18 protein-coding genes and 1 tRNA gene are annotated in these 18,465 nt (G+C 73.5%); 14 read left to right on the top strand and 5 right to left on the bottom strand.

What is annotated here, in order from left to right:
- Positions 1-38 precede the first annotated feature (38 nt).
- Positions 39-2,210, bottom strand: a complete 2,172-nt coding sequence (tkt, locus tag FHE66_RS00690) for a transketolase (RefSeq protein ID WP_139071073.1) — start codon at positions 2,208-2,210, stop codon at positions 39-41.
- Positions 2,211-2,586: 376 nt separating this feature from the next.
- On the opposite strand from tkt, the gene FHE66_RS00685 reads away from it, so the two are divergent.
- Together FHE66_RS00685 and xerD are read left to right on the top strand one after the other, a co-directional pair.
- A complete protein-coding gene (locus FHE66_RS00685) occupies positions 2,587-3,456 on the top strand; it encodes a heme o synthase (RefSeq protein ID WP_230976613.1) in 870 nt (289 codons plus the stop codon).
- 4 nt (positions 3,457-3,460) lie between these two features.
- Positions 3,461-4,423 carry a site-specific tyrosine recombinase XerD gene (xerD, locus tag FHE66_RS00680; RefSeq protein ID WP_218013572.1) on the top strand — a complete coding sequence of 321 codons (963 nt, stop codon included), beginning with the start codon at positions 3,461-3,463 and terminating at the stop codon, positions 4,421-4,423.
- Between the two features lie 30 nt (positions 4,424-4,453).
- Here xerD and FHE66_RS00675 read toward each other — a convergent pair whose 3' ends face one another.
- Positions 4,454-4,678 carry a hypothetical protein gene (locus tag FHE66_RS00675; protein ID WP_139071071.1) on the bottom strand — a complete coding sequence of 75 codons (225 nt, stop codon included), beginning with the start codon at positions 4,676-4,678 and terminating at the stop codon, positions 4,454-4,456.
- A 149-nt stretch (positions 4,679-4,827) separates the two neighbouring features.
- Here FHE66_RS00675 and FHE66_RS00670 point away from each other — a divergent pair, with 149 nt between their 5' ends.
- The 7 genes from FHE66_RS00670 (at position 4,828) to FHE66_RS00640 (ending at position 10,456) form a co-directional block, all read left to right on the top strand.
- Positions 4,828-5,694: a ParA family protein gene (locus FHE66_RS00670; RefSeq protein ID WP_369692748.1), complete on the top strand. Its 867-nt coding sequence runs from the start codon at positions 4,828-4,830 to the stop codon at positions 5,692-5,694.
- A gap of 55 nt (positions 5,695-5,749) precedes the next feature.
- Entirely contained in the window at positions 5,750-6,538 is a 789-nt protein-coding gene (locus FHE66_RS00665) for a ScpA family protein (RefSeq protein WP_230976611.1), read from the top strand.
- 40 nt (positions 6,539-6,578) lie between these two features.
- Positions 6,579-7,142 (top strand): SMC-Scp complex subunit ScpB, encoded by a 564-nt coding sequence (gene scpB / locus FHE66_RS00660; protein ID WP_255303555.1) that lies wholly within the window; start codon positions 6,579-6,581, stop codon positions 7,140-7,142.
- Entirely contained in the window at positions 7,139-7,882 is a 744-nt protein-coding gene (locus FHE66_RS00655) for a pseudouridine synthase (protein ID WP_139071068.1), read from the top strand. Before scpB ends, FHE66_RS00655 begins: the two co-directional genes overlap by 4 nt.
- Before the next feature lie 62 nt (positions 7,883-7,944).
- Positions 7,945-9,060 carry a prephenate dehydrogenase gene (locus FHE66_RS00650; RefSeq protein WP_139071067.1) on the top strand — a complete coding sequence of 372 codons (1,116 nt, stop codon included), beginning with the start codon at positions 7,945-7,947 and terminating at the stop codon, positions 9,058-9,060.
- Positions 9,057-9,767 (top strand): (d)CMP kinase, encoded by a 711-nt coding sequence (cmk, locus tag FHE66_RS00645; RefSeq protein ID WP_139071066.1) that lies wholly within the window; start codon positions 9,057-9,059, stop codon positions 9,765-9,767. Before FHE66_RS00650 ends, cmk begins: the two co-directional genes overlap by 4 nt.
- Positions 9,764-10,456 carry a 1-acyl-sn-glycerol-3-phosphate acyltransferase gene (locus tag FHE66_RS00640; RefSeq protein WP_255303554.1) on the top strand — a complete coding sequence of 231 codons (693 nt, stop codon included), beginning with the start codon at positions 9,764-9,766 and terminating at the stop codon, positions 10,454-10,456. The genes cmk and FHE66_RS00640 overlap by 4 nt, the downstream gene beginning before the upstream one ends.
- A gap of 34 nt (positions 10,457-10,490) precedes the next feature.
- Here the strand turns inward: FHE66_RS00640 and FHE66_RS00635 are convergent, their stop codons facing one another.
- The gene (locus tag FHE66_RS00635) at positions 10,491-11,279 is read right to left on the bottom strand and encodes an ABC transporter permease (RefSeq protein WP_139071065.1); all 789 of its coding nucleotides are present in this window, start codon (positions 11,277-11,279) and stop codon (positions 10,491-10,493) included.
- Positions 11,276-12,172: an ABC transporter ATP-binding protein gene (locus tag FHE66_RS00630; RefSeq protein ID WP_176554592.1), complete on the bottom strand. Its 897-nt coding sequence runs from the start codon at positions 12,170-12,172 to the stop codon at positions 11,276-11,278. Before FHE66_RS00630 ends, FHE66_RS00635 begins: the two co-directional genes overlap by 4 nt.
- 130 nt (positions 12,173-12,302) lie before the next feature.
- On the opposite strand from FHE66_RS00630, the gene FHE66_RS00625 reads away from it, so the two are divergent.
- The 5 genes from FHE66_RS00625 (at position 12,303) to FHE66_RS00605 (ending at position 17,021) form a co-directional block, all read left to right on the top strand.
- Entirely contained in the window at positions 12,303-13,604 is a 1,302-nt protein-coding gene (locus tag FHE66_RS00625; protein WP_139071063.1) for a sensor histidine kinase, read from the top strand.
- Complete coding sequence (locus tag FHE66_RS00620; protein ID WP_139071062.1) at positions 13,601-14,260, top strand: response regulator transcription factor; 660 nt, start codon at positions 13,601-13,603, stop codon at positions 14,258-14,260. Before FHE66_RS00625 ends, FHE66_RS00620 begins: the two co-directional genes overlap by 4 nt.
- Before the next feature lie 81 nt (positions 14,261-14,341).
- Positions 14,342-15,814 (top strand): ribosome biogenesis GTPase Der, encoded by a 1,473-nt coding sequence (gene der / locus FHE66_RS00615; protein WP_230976365.1) that lies wholly within the window; start codon positions 14,342-14,344, stop codon positions 15,812-15,814.
- Positions 15,814-16,866: a hypothetical protein gene (locus FHE66_RS00610; protein WP_176554591.1), complete on the top strand. Its 1,053-nt coding sequence runs from the start codon at positions 15,814-15,816 to the stop codon at positions 16,864-16,866. The genes der and FHE66_RS00610 overlap by 1 nt, the downstream gene beginning before the upstream one ends.
- An 81-nt stretch (positions 16,867-16,947) precedes the next feature.
- Positions 16,948-17,021 (top strand) — tRNA-Pro (locus FHE66_RS00605).
- A 223-nt stretch (positions 17,022-17,244) separates the two neighbouring features.
- Here the strand turns inward: FHE66_RS00605 and FHE66_RS00600 are convergent.
- On the bottom strand, positions 17,245-17,940 hold the full coding sequence (locus tag FHE66_RS00600) for a site-specific integrase (protein WP_168202683.1): 696 nt from the start codon (positions 17,938-17,940) through the stop codon (positions 17,245-17,247).
- Positions 17,941-18,465: the final 525 nt, after the last annotated feature.

Below are 18,465 nucleotides of genomic sequence, written 5' to 3'. Positions count from 1 at the left end.
TCCGGCGGCGGCAGTCTGCCGCCGCCGGACCGGTGCCGCTACTTGGGCAGGTCGCCCGTACCCCCGCGGGAGGGCTCCTGGTCGGCGCCGGGGGAGTCGGTCCCCGCGGCGGCCAGCGACTCGTGGGCCTTGGCGACGGTCGCCTCGGCCGTGATGCCGAACTCCTCGTAGAGGCGCTGGTAGTCGGCGGAGGCGCCGTAGTGCTCGAGGCTCACGCAGCGGCCGGCGTCGCCGACGAGCTCGTGCCAGCCCTGGGCGATGGCCGCCTCGATCGACACGCGCGCCTTGACCGAGCCGGGCAGGACTTCCTCCTGGTAGGCGTCGTCCTGCAGCGCGAACCACTCGCGCGAGGGCATCGACACGACGCGCGTGGCCACACCCTGCGCCTGGAGCATCTCGCGGGCCTCGAGCGCGATCTGCACCTCGGAGCCGGTGGCGATGAGGATGACCTGCGGCGTGCCGCCGGCGGCCTCGGCCAGGACGTAGCCACCGCGGGCCGTGCCCTCGGCGCTGGCCAGCGTGTCGCCCTCGGCCGCACCGGAGCCGCGCGCCGGGTTGGGCACGTTCTGGCGGGTGAGGATGAGGCCGACGGGCCGCTCGGTGTTCTCCAGGATCGTGCGCCACGCGACGGCGGTCTCCGCGGCGTCCGCGGGACGGACGACGTCGAGGCCCGGGATGGCGCGCAGCGCGGCGAGGTGCTCGATCGGCTGGTGCGTCGGGCCGTCCTCACCGAGGCCGATGGAGTCGTGGCTCCACACGAACGTGCTCGGCACGCCCATGAGCGCGGCGAGGCGCACGGCCGGGCGCATGTAGTCGGAGAAGGTGAGGAACGTGCCGCCGTAGGGGCGGGTGAGGCCGTGGATGGTGATCCCGTTGAGGATCGAGCCCATCGCGTGCTCACGGATGCCGAAGTGGAGGGTGCGGCCGTAGGGGTTGCCGGGGAACATCTTGGTGGAGCGCTCGACCGGCAGGAAGGACGGCTCGCCCTTCATCGTCGTGTTGTTCGAGCCGGCGAGGTCGGCGGAGCCGCCCCAGAGCTCGGGCAGCACCGGGGCCAGCGCGCTGAGGACCTCACCGGAGGCCGCGCGGGTGGACACCGCCTTGCCCTCCTCGAACGTGGGCAGCGCGTCGGCCCAGCCCTCGGGCAGCTCGCGCGTGCGCAGGCGGTCCAGCAGGGCGGCGCCCTCGGCGTTGGCGGTGCGCCACGCCTGGTAGTGGCGGTCCCACTCCTCGCGGGCGGCGGCGCCCCGGTCACGGACCTTGCGGACGTGGGCGATGACGTCGTCGGCGACCTCGAAGGTGCGCTCGGGGTCGAAGCCGAGGACCTCCTTGAGGCCCTTGATCTCCTCGGCGCCCAGCGCGGAGCCGTGGATCGCGCCGGTGTTCTGCTTCGTGGGGGAGGGCCAGCCGATGATCGTGCGCAGCGCGATCATCGTCGGGCGGCGCGTCTCGGCCTGGCCGGCGCGGACCGCGGCGAGGAGCGCGTCGGTGTCCTCGGCGTAGGTGGTGTCGCCCTGGGTCCAGTCGACCCGCTCGGTGTGCCAGCCGTAGGCGGCGTAGCGGGCGAGGACGTCCTCGGTGAAGGCGATGTTCGTGTCGTCCTCGATCGAGATCCGGTTGTCGTCCCAGATGACGATGAGGTTGCCCAGCTCCTGGGTGCCGGCGATGGAGCTCGCCTCGGAGGTCACGCCCTCCTGGAGGTCGCCGTCGGAGGCGATGACGTAGATGTTGTGGTCGAAGGGGCTGGTGCCCGGGGCGGCGTCGGGATCGAGCAGGCCCCGCTCGCGACGGGCGGCCATGGCCATGCCGACCGCGTTGGCCAGGCCCTGGCCGAGCGGGCCGGTGGTCACCTCGACGCCGTCGGTGTGGCGGTACTCCGGGTGACCCGGGGTGCGGGAGCCCCACGTGCGCAGCGCCTGCAGGTCCTCGAGCTCGAGCCCGTACCCGGAGAAGTACAGCTGGATGTACTGGGTGAGGGCCGAGTGGCCGGCGGACAGGACGAAGCGGTCGCGGCCGAGCCAGTGCGGGTCCGCCGGGTCGTGACGCATGACGTTCTGGTAGAGCAGGTAGGCGGCCGGCGCGAGGCTCATCGCCGTGCCGGGGTGCCCACTGCCGACCTTCTGGACGGCGTCTGCGGCGAGCACGCGGGCGGTGTCGACCGCCCGGTGGTCGAGATCGGTCCAGCCGGTCCGGCTGCTGGTGTCGCTCACTAGGTCTCCCTCGGGTGTGTGTCACAGGCCGGCCGACGAGCGGCCGGGAGAACAACGGATGCTTGGACCCTATCGCCGCTCTCCGCCACGCCGGGATTGTTGCCAGTTGGTGCCCGGGCCGCACCCGGGTGTGAGCAACTCGGCAGCGACGCGGCGGTGCGCGCTGGGCCAGGACGCGCTCCCTGGACCGTAGGATGACGGGACCTGCGCTGTCCCTGACGGCCGGACCGTGAGATGGGAAGTGGAACGACGCGTGCGAAGTGTGGAGCCGGCGCCCGGACGCCAGACCGAGGAAGGTGCACCCGCCGTGTCCGACCGTTCGACCCTCCGGTCAAGCCCCGGACCTGCCGGTCCGTCGAGCACGAGGGGTGACCGGCTGAGGGCCTACGTCGCCCTCACCAAGCCCCGGATCGTCGAGCTCCTGCTCATCACGACGATCCCCACGCTCTTCCTCGCCGCTGACGGCTGGCCCGGGCTGTGGCTCACCGTCGCGACCGTCGTCGGCGGGTACGCGGCGGCCGGCTCGGCCAACACGTGGAACATGATCCTGGACCGGGACATCGACCGGCTGATGAACCGGACGAAGCAGCGCCCGCTCGTCACCGGCGTGCTGTCGGTGCGCCAGGCGACGGTCTTCGCGATCGTCCTCGGCGTCCTCGCCTTCCTCTGGTTCGGCCTGCTCGTCAACTGGGCCTCGGCCTGGTTGGCCCTCGGCGCGATCGCCATCTACGTCGTCGGCTACACGATGCTGCTCAAGCGGCGCACGAGCCAGAACATCGTCTGGGGCGGGGCCGCGGGCTGCATGCCCGTGCTCATCGGCTGGTCGGCCGTCACCGGGACGGTGCAGTGGCCCGCCGTCGTCCTCTTCGGGATCATCTTCTTCTGGACGCCGCCGCACTACTGGCCGCTGTCCATGCGCTTCCGCAAGGACTACGCCCGCGCCGAGGTGCCGATGCTCCCCGTCGTCGCCTCGAGCTCCCAGGTGAGCGTGCAGATCCTCGCCTACGGCGCCGCGATGGTCGCCTGCTCGCTCCTCCTCGTGCCCGTCGCGGGGATGACGTGGGTGTACGCCGTCGTCGCCGGCCTGGCCGGGGCGTGGTTCCTCTACGGCTGCGTCCGGCTGCTCGTGCGCGCCCGGAACCCCGAGCGCGGCAAGCTCGCGGCGATGAAGGTGTTCCACGCCTCGATCACCTACCTCACGGTCGTCTTCGTCGCCGTCGCGGTCGACCCCTTCCTGCCCCTCTAGACCGGTGACGACCCGCACGACGACACCGTCTGCGCGGTCCGTCGCGCCTGCCCTGGAGCGGGCGCTGGAGGAGTACCTCGCCCACCTCGCCGTCGAGCGCGGGCTCAGCGAGCACACGCTCGCCGCCTACCGGCGCGACCTCGAGCGGTACACCACCTACCTCGGCGGCCGCGGGCGGCGGCGTTTGTCGGACGTGGTGGAGACGGACGTCGCGGAGTACGTCGAGGTGCTGCGCACCGGGTCCGACGGCGGCCGGCCCCTGGCCGTCTCCTCCGCCGGGCGAGCGGTGGTCGCCGTGCGCGGCTGGCACCGCTTCGCCGTGCTCGAGGGGCACGCGCCGCAGGACCCGAGCGCCGAGGTCCGCGCCCCGGCGACGGCACGGCGCCTGCCCAAGGCACTGAGCACCGACGACGTGGAGCGGCTGCTCGAGGCCGCGTCGCTGGGGGACGGCCCGGTCCCGCTGCGTGACCGGGCGTTGCTCGAGGTGCTCTACGGCACCGGCGCGCGGATCAGCGAGGCGGTGGGGCTCTCGGCCGACGACCTCGACCTCGACGGCGGGACCGTGCGCCTCTTCGGCAAGGGACGCCGCGAGCGGGTGGTGCCGGTCGGCCGCTTCGCCGTGGAGGCCGTGGAGGCCTATCTCGTGCGTGCCCGCCCGGTGCTCGCGCACGCCGGCCGGGGCACCTCGGCCCTCTTCCTCAACCAGCGGGGCAACCCGCTGAGCCGGCAGAGCGCCTGGGCGGTGCTGCAGACCGCCGGGGCCCGCGCGGGGCTGGGCGACCGCGTCTCCCCGCACACGCTGCGCCACTCCTTCGCCACCCACCTGCTCGCGGGCGGCGCCGACGTGCGCGTGGTCCAGGAGCTGCTCGGGCACGCGTCGGTGACGACGACGCAGATCTACACCCAGGTCACCGTCCAGGCGATGCGCGAGGTCTACGCGACCGCCCACCCCCGCGCCCGCGGCTGACCGCCACGGGCAGGGGGCGGCGGGCAGGGGTCAGGCGCGGTGGTCGCCGGTGCCGGCGTCGGGCTCGCCGTCGGCGCGGTGGCGGCCGGTGGTCGCGGCCGGGCCCGGCTCCGTGGCCCCTGCCGTCGTGTTGCCCGAGGTCTTCCCGCTGCCCCCGGCGGTGCCGACCGCGTTGACGCCGTCGACGCCGGTCTGCTCGTCCGGCTCGCCGCTGAGCGCGTCCTTGGCCTTGCGTGCCATGTCTCCGAGTCCCATGACTCCTCCTCGAGGTGGTTCGTGAGGCCAAGAATGGGGGCGTGGCCCGCCCGCCGCATCCCGGGCGACCGTCCGCCGTCGCGTGCCGAATGCCCGAACCTCCGCGCGCCTGCTCGCCTCAGGTGGCGACGGGCAACTAACGTGGCACCGTGACCGACCCCAAGCAGCCGACCCTGATCGACGCCCAGACGTCCGGGCAGGCCGCCGACTTCCCCGTGCCTGCGCCGCTCAGCGGCCACGGGCCGGCCCGCATCATCGCCATGTGCAACCAGAAGGGCGGCGTCGGCAAGACGACGACGACCATCAACCTCGGCGCTGCGCTGGCGGAGTACGGCCGGCGGGTCCTCATCGTCGACTTCGACCCCCAGGGCGCGGCCTCGGCCGGGCTCGGGATCAACGCCAACGAGCTCGACCGCACGATCTACTCGGTGCTCATGGAGCCCCGCTCGGACGTCCGGGAGATCATCTGCGAGACGTCCGTCGAGGGCCTGGACATCGTCCCGGCGAACATCGACCTGTCCGCCGCCGAGGTCACCCTCGTCACCGAGGTCGCCCGGGAGCACGCCCTCACGCGGGTGCTGCGCCCCGTGGCCGACGACTACGACGTCGTCCTCGTCGACTGCCAGCCCTCTCTCGGTCTGCTCGCCGTCAACGCGCTCACGGCCGCGCACGGCGTCGTCATCCCGCTCGAGGCGGAGTTCTTCGCGCTGCGCGGCGTCGCGCTCCTCATGGAGACGATCGACAAGGTGAGCGAGCGGATCAACCCGCGCCTCCAGCTCGACGGCATCCTCGTCACCATGTACGACGGGCGCACCCTCCACGCCCGCGAGGTGCTCGAGCGCGTCCGTGAGGGCTTCGGCGACCGCGTCTTCGAGACCGTCATCAACCGGACGATCAAGTTCCCCGACGCCACCATCGCCACCGAGCCGATCACGACCTACGCCCCGAGCCACCCGGGCGCCGAGGCCTACCGGAGGCTGGCCCGTGAGCTCGTCGCCCGCGGTGACGTCGCCTGACCCGGCGGCGGTCCCACCCGAGGCGTCCGACGGGCACGGCCGCGCGCCGTTCGCGGTGACGCTGGAGAACTTCTCCGGACCCTTCGACCTGCTGCTCTCGCTCATCGCGAAGCACAAGCTCGACATCACCGAGGTGGCCCTCGCGCAGGTCACCGACGAGTTCATCGCCCACCTGTCCGGTCAGGAGGACTGGGACCTCGGCCAGGCGAGCGAGTTCCTCGTCGTCGCCGCGACGCTCCTCGACCTCAAGGCCGCCCGGCTGCTGCCGCGCGGCTCGGTGGAGGACGAGGAGGACCTCGAGCTCCTCGAGGCCCGCGACCTCCTCTTCGCCCGGCTGCTCCAGTACCGCGCCTACAAGCAGGTGGCCGCCGACCTCGAGCGTCGCTGGGCCACCGGCTCGCGGTCCTACCCGCGCTCGGTCCGGCTCGAGCCGCACTTCGCCGCCCTGCTGCCCGAGCTCGTCCTGCGCGTGGGACCCGAGCGGCTCGCCGAGCTCGCCGCCGCTGCGTTCGCCCCGCGCCCCGGCCCGCCGCAGGTGGACCTGGGCCACCTGCACGCGCCGGTCGTGTCCGTGCGCGAGCAGGCGGCGATCCTCGTCGACCGGCTGCGCCGCACGCGCTCCGCGACCTTCCGCGCGCTCACCGACGACGCCGCCTCGACCGCCGTCGTCGTCTCCCGGTTCCTCGCGCTGCTCGAGCTCTTCCGCGAGGGGGCGATCGCCTTCGACCAGGCTCGTCCGCTCGGCGAGCTCACCGTGCGGTGGGCGGGCAGCGAGGACGGCGACGTCGACGTGGCCGACGAGTACGACGACGCGACGAGCGAGGAGGAGACCGACGATGAGTGAGGCCGAGGTGCCGCAGTACGAGCCGGTGCCCGACGACGTCATGCCGCGCGAGCACCTCGCGGCGCTCGAGGCGATCCTCATGGTCGTCGACGAGCCCGTGCCCGCGGCGCAGCTCGCCGGGGTGCTCGGCCTGCCCACAGGCCAGGTCCGTGAGCTCCTCGCCGAGCTCGCCGCCGACTACGCGGGGGAGCGCGGCGGACGCCCGCGCGGGTTCGAGCTCCGCGAGGTGGCCGGCGGCTGGCGGGTCTACTCGGCGCCGACGTACGCGGACGTCGTCGGCCGCTTCGTGGTCGACGGGCAGACCGCCCGGCTCACCCAGGCCTCGCTCGAGACGCTCGCCGTCATCGCCTACCGCCAGCCGGTCTCGCGCAGCCGGGTCGCGGCCATCCGCGGCGTCAACGTCGACGGCGTCGTGCGCACGCTCCTCGCCCGCGGTCTCATCGAGGAGGCGGGCCACGACGAGGACAGCGGCGCCGTCCTCTACCGCACGAGCGCCTACTTCCTCGAGCGCATGGGCCTGGGCTCGCTCGCCGACCTGCCCCCGCTCGCGCCCTACCTGCCCGACCTTGACGCCCTGGACGACCTCGACGAGGAGCTGCGATGACCCCCGATGCCCACACCCCCGACGGTGTCCGCCTGCAGAAGGTGCTGGCCGCCGCCGGCTACGGCTCCCGCCGTGCCTGCGAGCAGCTCATCGTCGACGGCCGGGTGACCGTCGACGGGCGGAGGGTCGAGCTCGGCACCCGGGTGGACCCGGCCACCGCCGTCGTCCACGTCGACGGCGTGCGCCTCCAGCTCGACGACACCAAGGTGACGATCGCGCTGCACAAGCCGGCCGGCGTCGTCTCCTCGATGCACGACGAGCAGGGCCGGCCCGACCTCTCGCAGTACGCCGCCGAGCGTGACGAGCGGCTGTTCCACGTCGGGCGGCTCGACGAGCAGACCGAGGGCCTGCTCCTCCTCACCAACGACGGCGAGCTCGCCCACCGGCTCACCCACCCGTCCTACGAGATCCCCAAGACCTACGTCGCCACCGTCCGCGGCCAGGTGCCCCGGTCGCTCGGACGGGCGCTGCTCGACGGCGTGGAGCTCGAGGACGGGCCGGCGCGCGCCGACCGCTTCACCGTCCTCGAGACGCTGCCGACGGAGTCGGTCGTGGAGATCGAGCTGCACGAGGGCCGCAACCGGATCGTGCGCCGGATGCTCGAGCACGTCGGGCACCCCGTGACCCGGCTCGTGCGCACCCGCTTCGGCAACGTGCGGCTCGGGCGGCTCAAGCCCGGCCACACACGAGTGGTGGAGGGCACCGAGCTCGGCACGCTGATGTCGAGCGTCGACCTGTGAGCCGGGGGGTACTCTGTCCCGGGCGCCGCGTCGGGCGGCGTGGGCAAGGAGGAAGCAGCAGCGTGACGACCCAGGCGGCCCCCCTGACGGCAGGTCCGGTCAGGGTCGTCGGCACCGGTCTCCTCGGCACGAGCATCGCGCTGGGCCTGCGCGGCCTCGACGTCCCCGTCCAGCTGTCCGACTCCTCGCCCTCCGCGCTCGCCCTCGCGCGCGACATGGGCGCCGGCGAGCCGGTCGGCGAGGGGAGCCCCGAGCCGGCGCTCGTCGTCGTCGCGACGCCCCCGGACGTCGCGGGACCGGTCGTGCTCGAGATGCTCCGCCGCCACCCCGGCGCCGTCGTCACCGACGTCGCGAGCGTCAAGGCGGTCATCGCCGCGGAGGTCGCCGCCGGTGGCCAGGACGGTGCCCGCTACGTCGGCTCCCACCCGATGGCGGGCCGTGAGCGCTCCGGCGCCGCCGCCGCCGACGCCGACCTCTTCGCCGGGCGTCCCTGGGTCATCGCCCCGACCGGCGACGCCGACCCCGCCGCCGTCGCCGCCGTCCGCGGCCTCGCGCTCGACCTCGGCGCGCTGCCGGTGTCGCTGGACCCGCAGGAGCACGACGCCGCCGTCGCCGTCGTCTCCCACGTCCCCCAGCTCGCGGCCTCGCTCGTCGCGTCCCTGCTCGTCGAGGCGCCCGAGTCGGCGCTGTCCCTCGCGGGGCAGGGGCTGCGGGACGTCACCCGCATCGCGGCGTCCGACCCGCGACTGTGGGCCGCGATCCTCGTCGGGAACGCCGCCCCGGTGGGCGAGGGGCTGCGCCGGCTGCGCGCGGGCATCGACTCGCTCATCGAGGGCCTGGACAAGGCCGCGGCGAGCGGCCCGCTCGCACCGGGCGCCGTTGGCGCGCTCAGCCGCGTCATCGACGCGGGGAACACCGGGGTCGCGCGGATCCCGGGCAAGCACGGCGGCGCGCCGCGCCGCTACACGACCGTGCAGGTGCTCATCCCGGACGAGCCGGGTGAGCTCGGCCGGCTCTTCGGCGAGGTCGGGGAGCTCGGCGTGAACATCGAGGACCTCCAGCTCGAGCACTCCGCGGGGGCGCGGGTCGGCATCGCGCACCTGTCGGTGGTGCCGGCCGCAGCCGCGGCGCTGGAGGACGGACTGACCAACCGAGGGTGGAGAGTGGTGGCGGAATGACAGCGCCGGTGACGGTCGCGATCGACGGACCTTCCGGGTCGGGCAAGTCGACGGTGAGCAGGGGGCTGGCGTCCGCGCTGGGCCTGGCCTACCTCGACACCGGCGCGATGTACCGGGCGGCCACCTGGTGGTGCCGGCGGCAGGGCGTGGACCTCGACTCCCCGGACGCCGTGACGGCCGCCGTCGCGGTCATGCCGCTCGAGATGGGCATCGACCCGGCCGCCCCGGCGGTCGTGTGCGACGGCGTCGACATCACCGCGGAGATCCGCGGCTCGGACATCTCCTCCATCGTCTCGGTGGTGGCGACGAACCTCGACGTGCGCGCCGAGCTGCGTGAGCGGCAGCGGGCGATCATCGCCGCCGAGCGCCGCGCCGCCGGCTTCAGCGAGGGTCGCGGCATCGTCGCCGAGGGCCGCGACATCACGACGGTCGTCGCCCCCGACGCCGACGTGCGCATCCTCCTCACGGCGGACGAGGAGGCACGCCTCGCGCGGCGTGCGCGCGAGCTGCACGGCAGCGACGACCCGGACTCGCTCGCCGCGACGCACGCCGAGGTCGTGGGCCGCGACGCACGTGACTCGACCGTCTCGACGTTCCTCACCGCGGCGGACGGCGTCGTGACGATCGACTCCTCGCGGATGGACGCGGCGCGCACCCTGGAGGTGGCACTCGGCGTCGTCGAGCAGGTGCGGCAGGAGCAGCGGTGAGCACTGAGCTCTCACGCGGGGCACGCACGAAGGCCGAGGACATCTACCGCTGGGGGCCGATCTGGTCGCGGCGCGTGGGCCAGTTCCTCGACCACGTGTGGTGGAACACGAAGGTCTACGGTGCCGAGCACGTCCCGCAGGACGGCCCGGTCATCATCGCCTCGAACCACACCGGCGTCATCGACGGTCCGCTCCTGCACGGTGCGGTCCCGCGTGGCTCCCACTTCATCATCAAGCAGGAGTTCTGGGACTCCCCGCTCGGCTTCCTCATGACGCTCGCCGGCCAGATCCCGGTCGACCGGAAGAACGGGCGCGCCGCGCTCGTCGTCGCCCAGCAGATGCTCAGCGAGGGCCGCGTCGTCGGGATCTTCCCCGAGGGGAACCGGGGGAGCGGTACCGTCCAGTCCACCCGTGCGGGCGTCGCGTGGCTCGCCGTCCACGGCAACGCGCCGGTCGTGCCGGTCGCCTGCCTCGGGACCCGGCCCACGGGCAAGAAGGTCGGCTACGTCCCGCCGCCGCGCTCGCGCCTCCACGTCGTGTTCGGCAAGCCGATCGTCGTGGACACCGAGCGCGGCGAGGGCGGCAACCGCGAGGTCATGACGCGGGCGATGCAGCAGATCCACCAGGGCCTGGCCGCGCACGTCGAGGACGCCGTCGCCCTCACCGGCATCCCGCTGCCCACGCACTGACGGTCCCCGGCACGCGCCGGGGACCGCAGGCAGGTCAGGAGACGTCGCGGCGCGCCGTGCGCCACAGGCCGAGGGCCAGCGGCACGCCCACCCACACCGCGGCCGACGTGGCGAGCTGTGCCCACCCGGTCGCGGTCATCGTCCCCTCCATGAGCGGGCCCATCGCGGAGTCGAGGTTGAGCCACTGCGCCGGCTCCCGGAGCCCCGACACGAGGGCGGTGAGCACGGTCCAGGCGGTGGGCAGGGCGAGGTAGGCGACGATCGCCACCGGCGTGCTCAGCAGCGCGAGCCCGAAGCCCACCCCCTGGCTCACGAGCAGGACGAGCGCGAGGAGCATCCCGCCGAGCACCGACCACTCCATGGTCCAGGCGCCGTCGCCGTCGAGCAGGACCGCCCCGACGACGTTGGACACGGCGCCCACGGCGAGCGCGGCCGCCATGACGACCAGGCCCAGCCCCCAGGCCGAGACGAGCTTGGCGAGGTTGACCCGGCTGCGCCGCGGCTCGAGGGTGAAGGTGGTGAGCGCGGTGCGCTGGGACCACTCGCCGGTCGCGGCCATGATGCCGATGAGGGGCAGGAGGATCAGCTGACCCAACGACGACGCGGTGGTGAGCTCCTGCCACGTCCTGCTCTGCGGCTCGCCGGTGAACAGGACGAGGGCGATGAGGGCCGCGTTGAGCAGGACGATGACGGCGAGCAGCCAGGCTCCCGCGCGGGTGTCGACCTGCTTGCGCAGCTCGACGAGCAGGAGGCGGGTGAACGGGACGCCGCTGCCGCGCGCCTGGCGCGGGCGGGCGGGGACGGTGGTCGTGGTGGTGCTCATGCGGGGATCTCCTCTCGCCCGTGCTGGGCGGTCGCGTCGAAGAACAGCTGCTCCAGGCCCGTGGAGGAGCTGGGACGCAGCTCGGTGAGCACGACGCCGGCGGTGAGGGCGAGGCGCCCGACCTCCTCGGTGGTCGCGGACGTCGCGAGGCCCGGGCCGGTGGGGGACACGTCGTGCCCGTCCGCCGCGAGGACGGCCGCGAGCGTGAGGTCGTCGGTGCTGTGGACCTGCGTCCCGGGGGCTGCGAGGAGGTCGGCGACGGCGCCCTGGGCCACGATCCGGCCACCACCGATGATGACGAGGTCGTCGGCCACCGCCTCGACCTCGCGCAGGAGGTGGGAGGACAGCAGGACGGTTCCCCCGGAGTCGGCGAAGGAGCGCAGGAGCGTGCGCAGCCAACGTATGCCCGCCGGGTCGAGACCGTTCGCCGGCTCGTCGAGGACGAGCACCGCGGGCTCACCGAGGAGGGCGTGCGCCAGGCCGAGACGCTGGCGCATGCCGAGGGAGTAGGTGCGGGTGCGCGCCCTGGACTCGGCCGGGGTGAGCCCGACGAGGGTGAGGACCTCCTCGACGCGCCGCGAGGGCAGCCCCATGAGCTGTGCGGAGACGGTGAGGATCTCGCGCCCGGTGCGCCCGGCGTGCTGGGCGGCGGCGTCGAGGAGCACACCGACGTGCCGGCCCGGGTTGGCCAGGGAGGTGAACGGCACGCCGAGGACGGTGGCGCGCCCGGCGGTCGGGCGGGTGAGGCCGGTGAGCATCCGCATCGTCGTCGACTTGCCGGCGCCGTTGGGGCCGAGGAAGCCGGTGACGCGCCCGGGCCCGGCGGTGAAGGAGACGGTGTCGACGACGAGGTGGTCGGCGTACCGCTTGGTGAGGTTCTCTGCGGTGATCATGGGAACCACCCTCCCGGCCCGCGCGGCGCGAAGGATCGGAGCCGGGGCTCGCGCGGGTCGGACTTTGGTCGGACCCGCGCCGGCCGGGAGGTGGACGGAGGCGCCCCCGTGTGTCCCTAGGCTGGCGGTCATGCAGCTCGCCGCCCCGTCCCCGCCTGCCTCCCGCCGGGGGGCCGGCCCGGCCGGCGCGTCGCCGGCCCTCAGCCCTCCCGGCCCGCCGGCCCTGCGCCCGTGGTCGAGGACGTGGCGGTACCTGGCGGCGGCCGGCATCGCCTTCCTCATGTGGATCTTCACCTCCGTCGACCTCCTCCCGCAGGAGGGCGCGGTTCCCACCGAGGTGGAGGCCCGGATGGGGGTCGCCCTCCTGCTCGACGGGCTGCTCGGCATATTCGCCCTCCTCCTCCTGCCGCTGCGTCGTCGCTACCCGGCCGTCATCGGCGTCGTGACCGGTCTGCTCACCGGGGTGTCGACCGCAGCGCTCGGGGCCGCCGCGGTGGCCGCGGTCTCGGCGGCGACCTGGCGGCGGTGGCGCCTCGTCCTCCCGGTGGTCCTCGCCTGGGTCGCGGCGACCGTCGTCTACGAAGGGCTGTGGCGCCCGAGCCTCCTCGAGGACACGAGCACCACGGCCTTCGTCATCCTCTCCAGCAGCATCGCCGTGGGCGTGGTCGCGACGTGCATCGCCACCGGCTTCTACGTCGGCGCCCGCCGCGAGCTGCTGTCCACGCTGCGCCAGCGCGCGGAGACCGCGGAGCGGGAGCAGGCGCTCAAGGCCGAGGCCGCGCGCGAGGCGGAGCGCACCCGGATCGCGCGCGAGATGCACGACGTGCTCGCCCACCGGATCTCCCTCGTCGCGATGCACGCCGGTGCCCTCGCCTACCGCACGGACCTCAGCCGCGAGGAGACCGCGGAGGCGGCCGGTGTCATCCAGCACAACGCGCACCTCGCCCTCAGCGAGCTGCGGCAGGTGCTCGGGGTGCTGCGGGCCGGGAGCCCGGGGGAGCACGTGGCGCCCGAGCCGCCGCAGCCCGAGCTCGCCCAGGTGACCGAGCTCGTCGCGGCCGCGAGCCCTCACGTCGACGTCACGGTCGACGCCGCCGGGCTGCCCGAGGGCCGGCTGCCCGCGCGCGAGCTGCCTGCGACGACGTCCCGCACCGCCTACCGCGTGGTCCAGGAGGCGTTGACGAACGCGTCCAAGCACGCCCCGGGCAGCGCCGTCGTCGTCCGGCTCGCCGGCGCCCCCGGTGGCCTCCTCACCGTCGAGGTGGTCAACGGCCCGCCGTCGCGCACTGCCCCCGGCACCCCCGGTGCCGGACTCGGGCTGCTCGGCCTCGGCGAACGGGTCGAGCTCGCCGGCGGGGCGCTGGAGCACGACGCCGGTCCGGACGGCTCGTTCACTGTGCGAGCCTGGTTGCCGTGGGAGGAGAGCACATGACGACGCCGGTGCGGGTGGTCATCGTCGACGACGACGGCCTGGTCCGAGCGGGTCTGCGGCTCATCCTCGGCGGGCACGCCGGGATCACGGTCGTGGGCGAGGCGCCCGACGGGCACGAGGGGGTGGCCGTCGTCGAGCGGGAGCGCCCCGACGTCGTCCTCATGGACATCCGCATGCCCCGGCTCGACGGGTTGGCGGCCCTCCGCCGGCTCGCCGAGCGCGGCTCCACCGCCCGCGTCATCGTCCTCACGACCTTCGACACCGACGAGATGGTGCTCACCGCGCTGCGGCAGGGAGCGACGGGGTTCCTCCTCAAGGACACCCCGCCCGCCGACCTCGTCGACGCCGTGCTGAGGGCCGCCCGCGGGGAGCCGATGCTCTCCCCGAGCGTCACCGCCCAGGTGATCTCGGTCGCAACGCAGAACCAGGACGACTCCAGGGAGCGCGCGGCACGCGAGCGGGTCGCCCGGCTCACCGAGAGGGAGCGGGAGGTCGCCGTCGCCATCGGCCGAGGGCTGTCGAACGCCGAGATCGCGGCCGAGCTCTACATGGGCGTGGCGACGGTCAAGACGCACATCGGTCGCCTGTTCACCAAGCTCGAGGCCGCCAACCGGGTGCAGATCGCCCTGTGCGTCCACGACGCCGGGCTCACCTGACGCGCTCCGCCCGCCCCCGTTCCGGCCCCGCCCCGGGGCGGCGTTAGCATCCGGGCGGCGCGGCAGGGGAGAATGGGCGACGTGAGTGAAACCCAGGACCTCCCGACCACCCCGGCCGACGACGAGCAGCGCGCCGCCGCCCTGCGCGCCGGGCTGGCCGACTACGTGCTCGACGAGGAGGACGCCGCCCTGCTCGCCGCCGGCGACGGCGGCTCCGAGCGGGAGCCCGCGGACGCCCCGCTGCCCGTGCTCGCCGTCGTCGGCCGCCCGAACGTCGGCAAGTCGACGCTCGTCAACCGCATCCTCGGACGGCGCGAGGCCGTGGTGCAGGACGTCCCCGGCGTCACCCGAGACCGCGTGAGCTACCCGGCCGAGTGGGCCGGACGCCGCTTCACGCTCGTCGACACCGGCGGGTGGGAGCACGACGCCGCGGGCCTCCACGCCCGCGTCGCCGACCAGGCCGAGGTCGCCATCGAGCTCGCCGACGCCGTCATGTTCATCGTCGACGCGACCGTCGGGCCGACGAGCACCGACGAGCAGGTCGTCCGGCTGCTGCGCAAGTCCGGCAAGCCGGTGGTGCTCGTGGCCAACAAGGTCGACTCGCCCATGCAGGAGGCCGACGCCTCCGCCCTGTGGTCCCTCGGTCTCGGGCAGCCGTGGCCCGTCTCGGCCCTGCACGGCCGCGGCTCCGGTGACCTCCTCGACGCCGCGATGGCGATCCTTCCCGAGGTCTCCTCCGTGGCGGCCGAGCTGCCCGAGGGAGGGCCCCGGCGGGTGGCCCTCGTCGGTCGCCCGAACGTCGGCAAGTCCAGCCTGCTCAACGCGCTCGCCCGCCAGGACCGCGTCGTCGTCCACGACGTCGCCGGCACCACCCGCGACCCCGTCGACGAGCTCGTCGTGCTCGGGAACCGGCCGTGGTGGTTCGTCGACACGGCCGGCATCCGCCGCCGTGTCCACCAGACGAAGGGCGCGGACTTCTACGCCTCGCTGCGCACGCAGGCAGCGCTGGAGAAGGCGGAGGTCGCCGTCGCGCTCGTCGACGCCTCGGTCCCGCTGACCGAGCAGGACATCCGCGTCATCCAGCAGGTCGTGGACGCCGGGCGCGCGCTCGTCATCGCCTACAACAAGTGGGACCTCATGGACGAGGACAAGCGCTTCCTCCTCGAGCGGGCGATCGACCAGGACCTCGTCCAGCTCCCGTGGGCGCCGCGCGTCAACCTGTCCGCCAAGACCCGCTGGCACGTCGACAAGCTGGTCAAGGCGCTCGACACGGCGCTGGAGGGCTGGGACACCCGCATCCCCACCGGCCGGCTCAACGCCTTCCTCGGCGAGCTCACCGCGGCCAACCCGCACCCGGTCCGGGGCGGGAAGCAGCCGCGGATCCTCTTCGCCACGCAGGCGGACAACCGCCCGCCGCGGTTCGTCATCTTCGCGACCGGGTTCATCGAGCACGGCTACCGCCGCTTCATCGAGCGCAAGCTGCGTGAGAACTTCGGCTTCGAGGGCACGCCCATCGAGATCAGCGTGCGGGTGCGGGAGAAGCGGCGCCGCTGATGGCCGGAAGCCGGCACGTGCTCCTGCGGTGGGGGTTGCCCCGCGACCCCCGCGCCGGGGAGCACGTGCTCGGCTTCCTGCTCACCGCGGTCGTGACCGTCGTCGTCACCCGCGGGATCCTCGAGCTCACCGGCTTCCCGCAGATCGGTGGGGCCTCCCTCCACATCGCCCACGTGCTGTGGGGCGGGCTGCTCATGGCGCTGGCCCTCCTGCTGGCCCTGTGCTTCGCCGGGCCCGTGGTGCGGCCGACGATCGCGTTCGTCGGCGGGGTCGGCTTCGGCCTGTTCATCGACGAGGTGGGCAAGTTCCTCACGAAGGACAACGACTACTTCTTCCGGCCCGCGCCGATGATCATGTACCTCACGTGCGTGGGGCTGCTGCTGCTCGCCGACGCCCTCGTCGGCCGCCGCCCGGCCGACGCGAGCGAGCGGCTCGCCGCCGCTGCCGACCACGCCGTCGCGGGCCTTGCCGGAGGGCTCAGCCCGCAGCGCCGCGTGGCCGCCGAGGCGCTCCTGCGGGAGGGGAGAGGTGCCCGCGGGGCGGAGGAGGTCGAGGCGCTCCTCGCGGTCGTGCCCGAGGACCACAGCGAGCTGCCGGACCCGCTCGAGGTCGCCACCCGCGCCCTCCGTGAGCTCCTCGTCGGCGTCGTGCGCGCCTCGTGGTCGCTGGCGGTGGCCGGCGCGCTCCTCGTCCTCGTCGTCGGCGGGGGAGTGGTCATCGTGGTCACGGCCGACTCGGACGCACCGGCATGGTCGGGCTGGTTCGTCGTGGCGTCGACCGCCGTCGTCCTCGCGTGCGCCCTGCGCGCGTGGATGCTCGTGGCCGGGCGTCACCAGGGGCGGGCGGTGGAGTGGCTGCGTCGGGCGTTCACGGTCGAGCTGCTCGTCACGGTCGTCGCCCTGTACCGGATCGACCCGTGGCCGGCCACGGCCGTCATGGCCGTCGCCCTCCTCGGACTGGGCGTGGCACTCGCCGAGCGGGCCCGGCTCGCGCAGACCGGTGAGGACATCGACCGGGCGGGCGGACCCCGGGTCCCCACCGCCCAGGAGTGACCCCGCCCACACGGGGGCCCTGCGGTTTCAGTTCCCGCCGAGTCCTGCGGTAACCTGCTCTCGGTTCGTTCGCGAACCGGACGGGCTGTGGCGCAGCTTGGTAGCGCACTTGACTGGGGGTCAAGGGGTCGCAGGTTCAAATCCTGTCAGCCCGACCGTGAAGCAGCAGGTCAGGGGCCATCTCGCACATGCGGGATGGCCCTTTTCCGTTCTGGAATGGGGCGATGTAGCCATCCATGTAGCCAACGCACATGAGGTCAGGCGAGACGCTCTGGCTAGTGGTCGGTCCGCGATCCGAGAAGGCCCGCGCGTTAGGCGTCGTTGCGACGCGCAACCTGCGAGGCATCGTTGCAAGAGTGCCGCGGCACCGCCGGGCCGCTACCACCCAAGGGACGAGGCCAGGCGGTCGACGGCGGCTCGTGCGCCCTCGGTGGAGACGTGCCCGTAGATGTCGCCGGTGACTTGCACCGAGGCGTGGCCGAGAATCTCCGAGACCGTGCGCAGGGGGACGCCTGCCTCGAGCATGGTCGAGGCGGCCGTGTGCCGGAGCGTATGGATACCGACGCCGTGAAGTCCGGCGTTCTTGGCGGCGGTGGACATGGCTCGCGACGCGTTCCGTGGATCGATCGGTCCGCCGAACTCCGTCGTGAAGACCAGCCCGCTCTCCCTCCACGATCCTTCGCTTCGAGCGCGGGCCTCGTCTTGAGACGCGCGCACGGCGGAAAGGACAGCGGCGGTCGCGGTCGAGACGGGGATCGTACGGCGTGAGCGCTCTGTCTTCGGCGGCTGAACCTCGAGGCCTTCGCGTGTTCGTGCAAGGGTTCCGCGCACGGTGACGAGCCGGCGCGTCAGGTCAACCTCGGACCACCGGAGCGCGAGGGCTTCACCCCGTCGCAACCCCGTACCGGCGAGCACTCGCAGCAGGTGCTCGTAACGAGTGCCCTCGGCTGCCCTGAGTAAGGCGTCGACCTCGTGTGGTGCCAGCGCGCGGGCTTCGGCGCTGGTGACGGTTGGCCTCTTCAGCTTGGACGCGGGGCTCGCGCCGAGGAGGCCATCACGTACGGCGGTATCCAATACCTGCCTGAGTACGGTGTCGATCTGGCGGATCGTCGAGGATGAGAGACCTTTGGCGCGCAGCCGGAGGATGAATGCCTCGATGTCCGCGGCACCTACCTTCCCGATTGGGGAGCGCGGCCATCTGGTCCGACAGTGCGTGTGTGCGGAGAAGGACCTCGTACGTGTCCTGCGTCGACCGCTTGCGGTCCGACGCCTCAAGCGTGGTGCGCATCCACTCGTCGATGACCTTGTGGAGCTTCACCGAGGAGTCTCGGACCGGGCCGCCGACATCGAGCCGCTGTCGAGCCGCCTGGAGCTTCTTCTTTACTTCTGCGTGGGAGGTGCCGAAGAAGGTTGCGCGCCGGCGCCTGCCGTTGAGCGCCGGCAGTTCGATCGAAGCGGTCCATCGACCCTGGCAACGGTGGTCGGGCCGCGTGCCATCAGAGCCCAGGGGCGGACAGGTCGGGTGGTCGTGGCGCCGGTAGATGGTCCCGTCGCCGCGACCGGCCCTTCTACCCATGGCGACGTGCCCAGGAGTATGTG

This window comes from Georgenia sp. 311 (genome assembly GCF_006151955.1).
Lineage (GTDB): Bacteria > Actinomycetota > Actinomycetes > Actinomycetales > Actinomycetaceae > Oceanitalea > Oceanitalea wutianyii.
The sequence above is the reverse complement of the archived record's forward strand: the minus strand, read 5'-3'. Positions and strand labels throughout refer to the sequence as shown.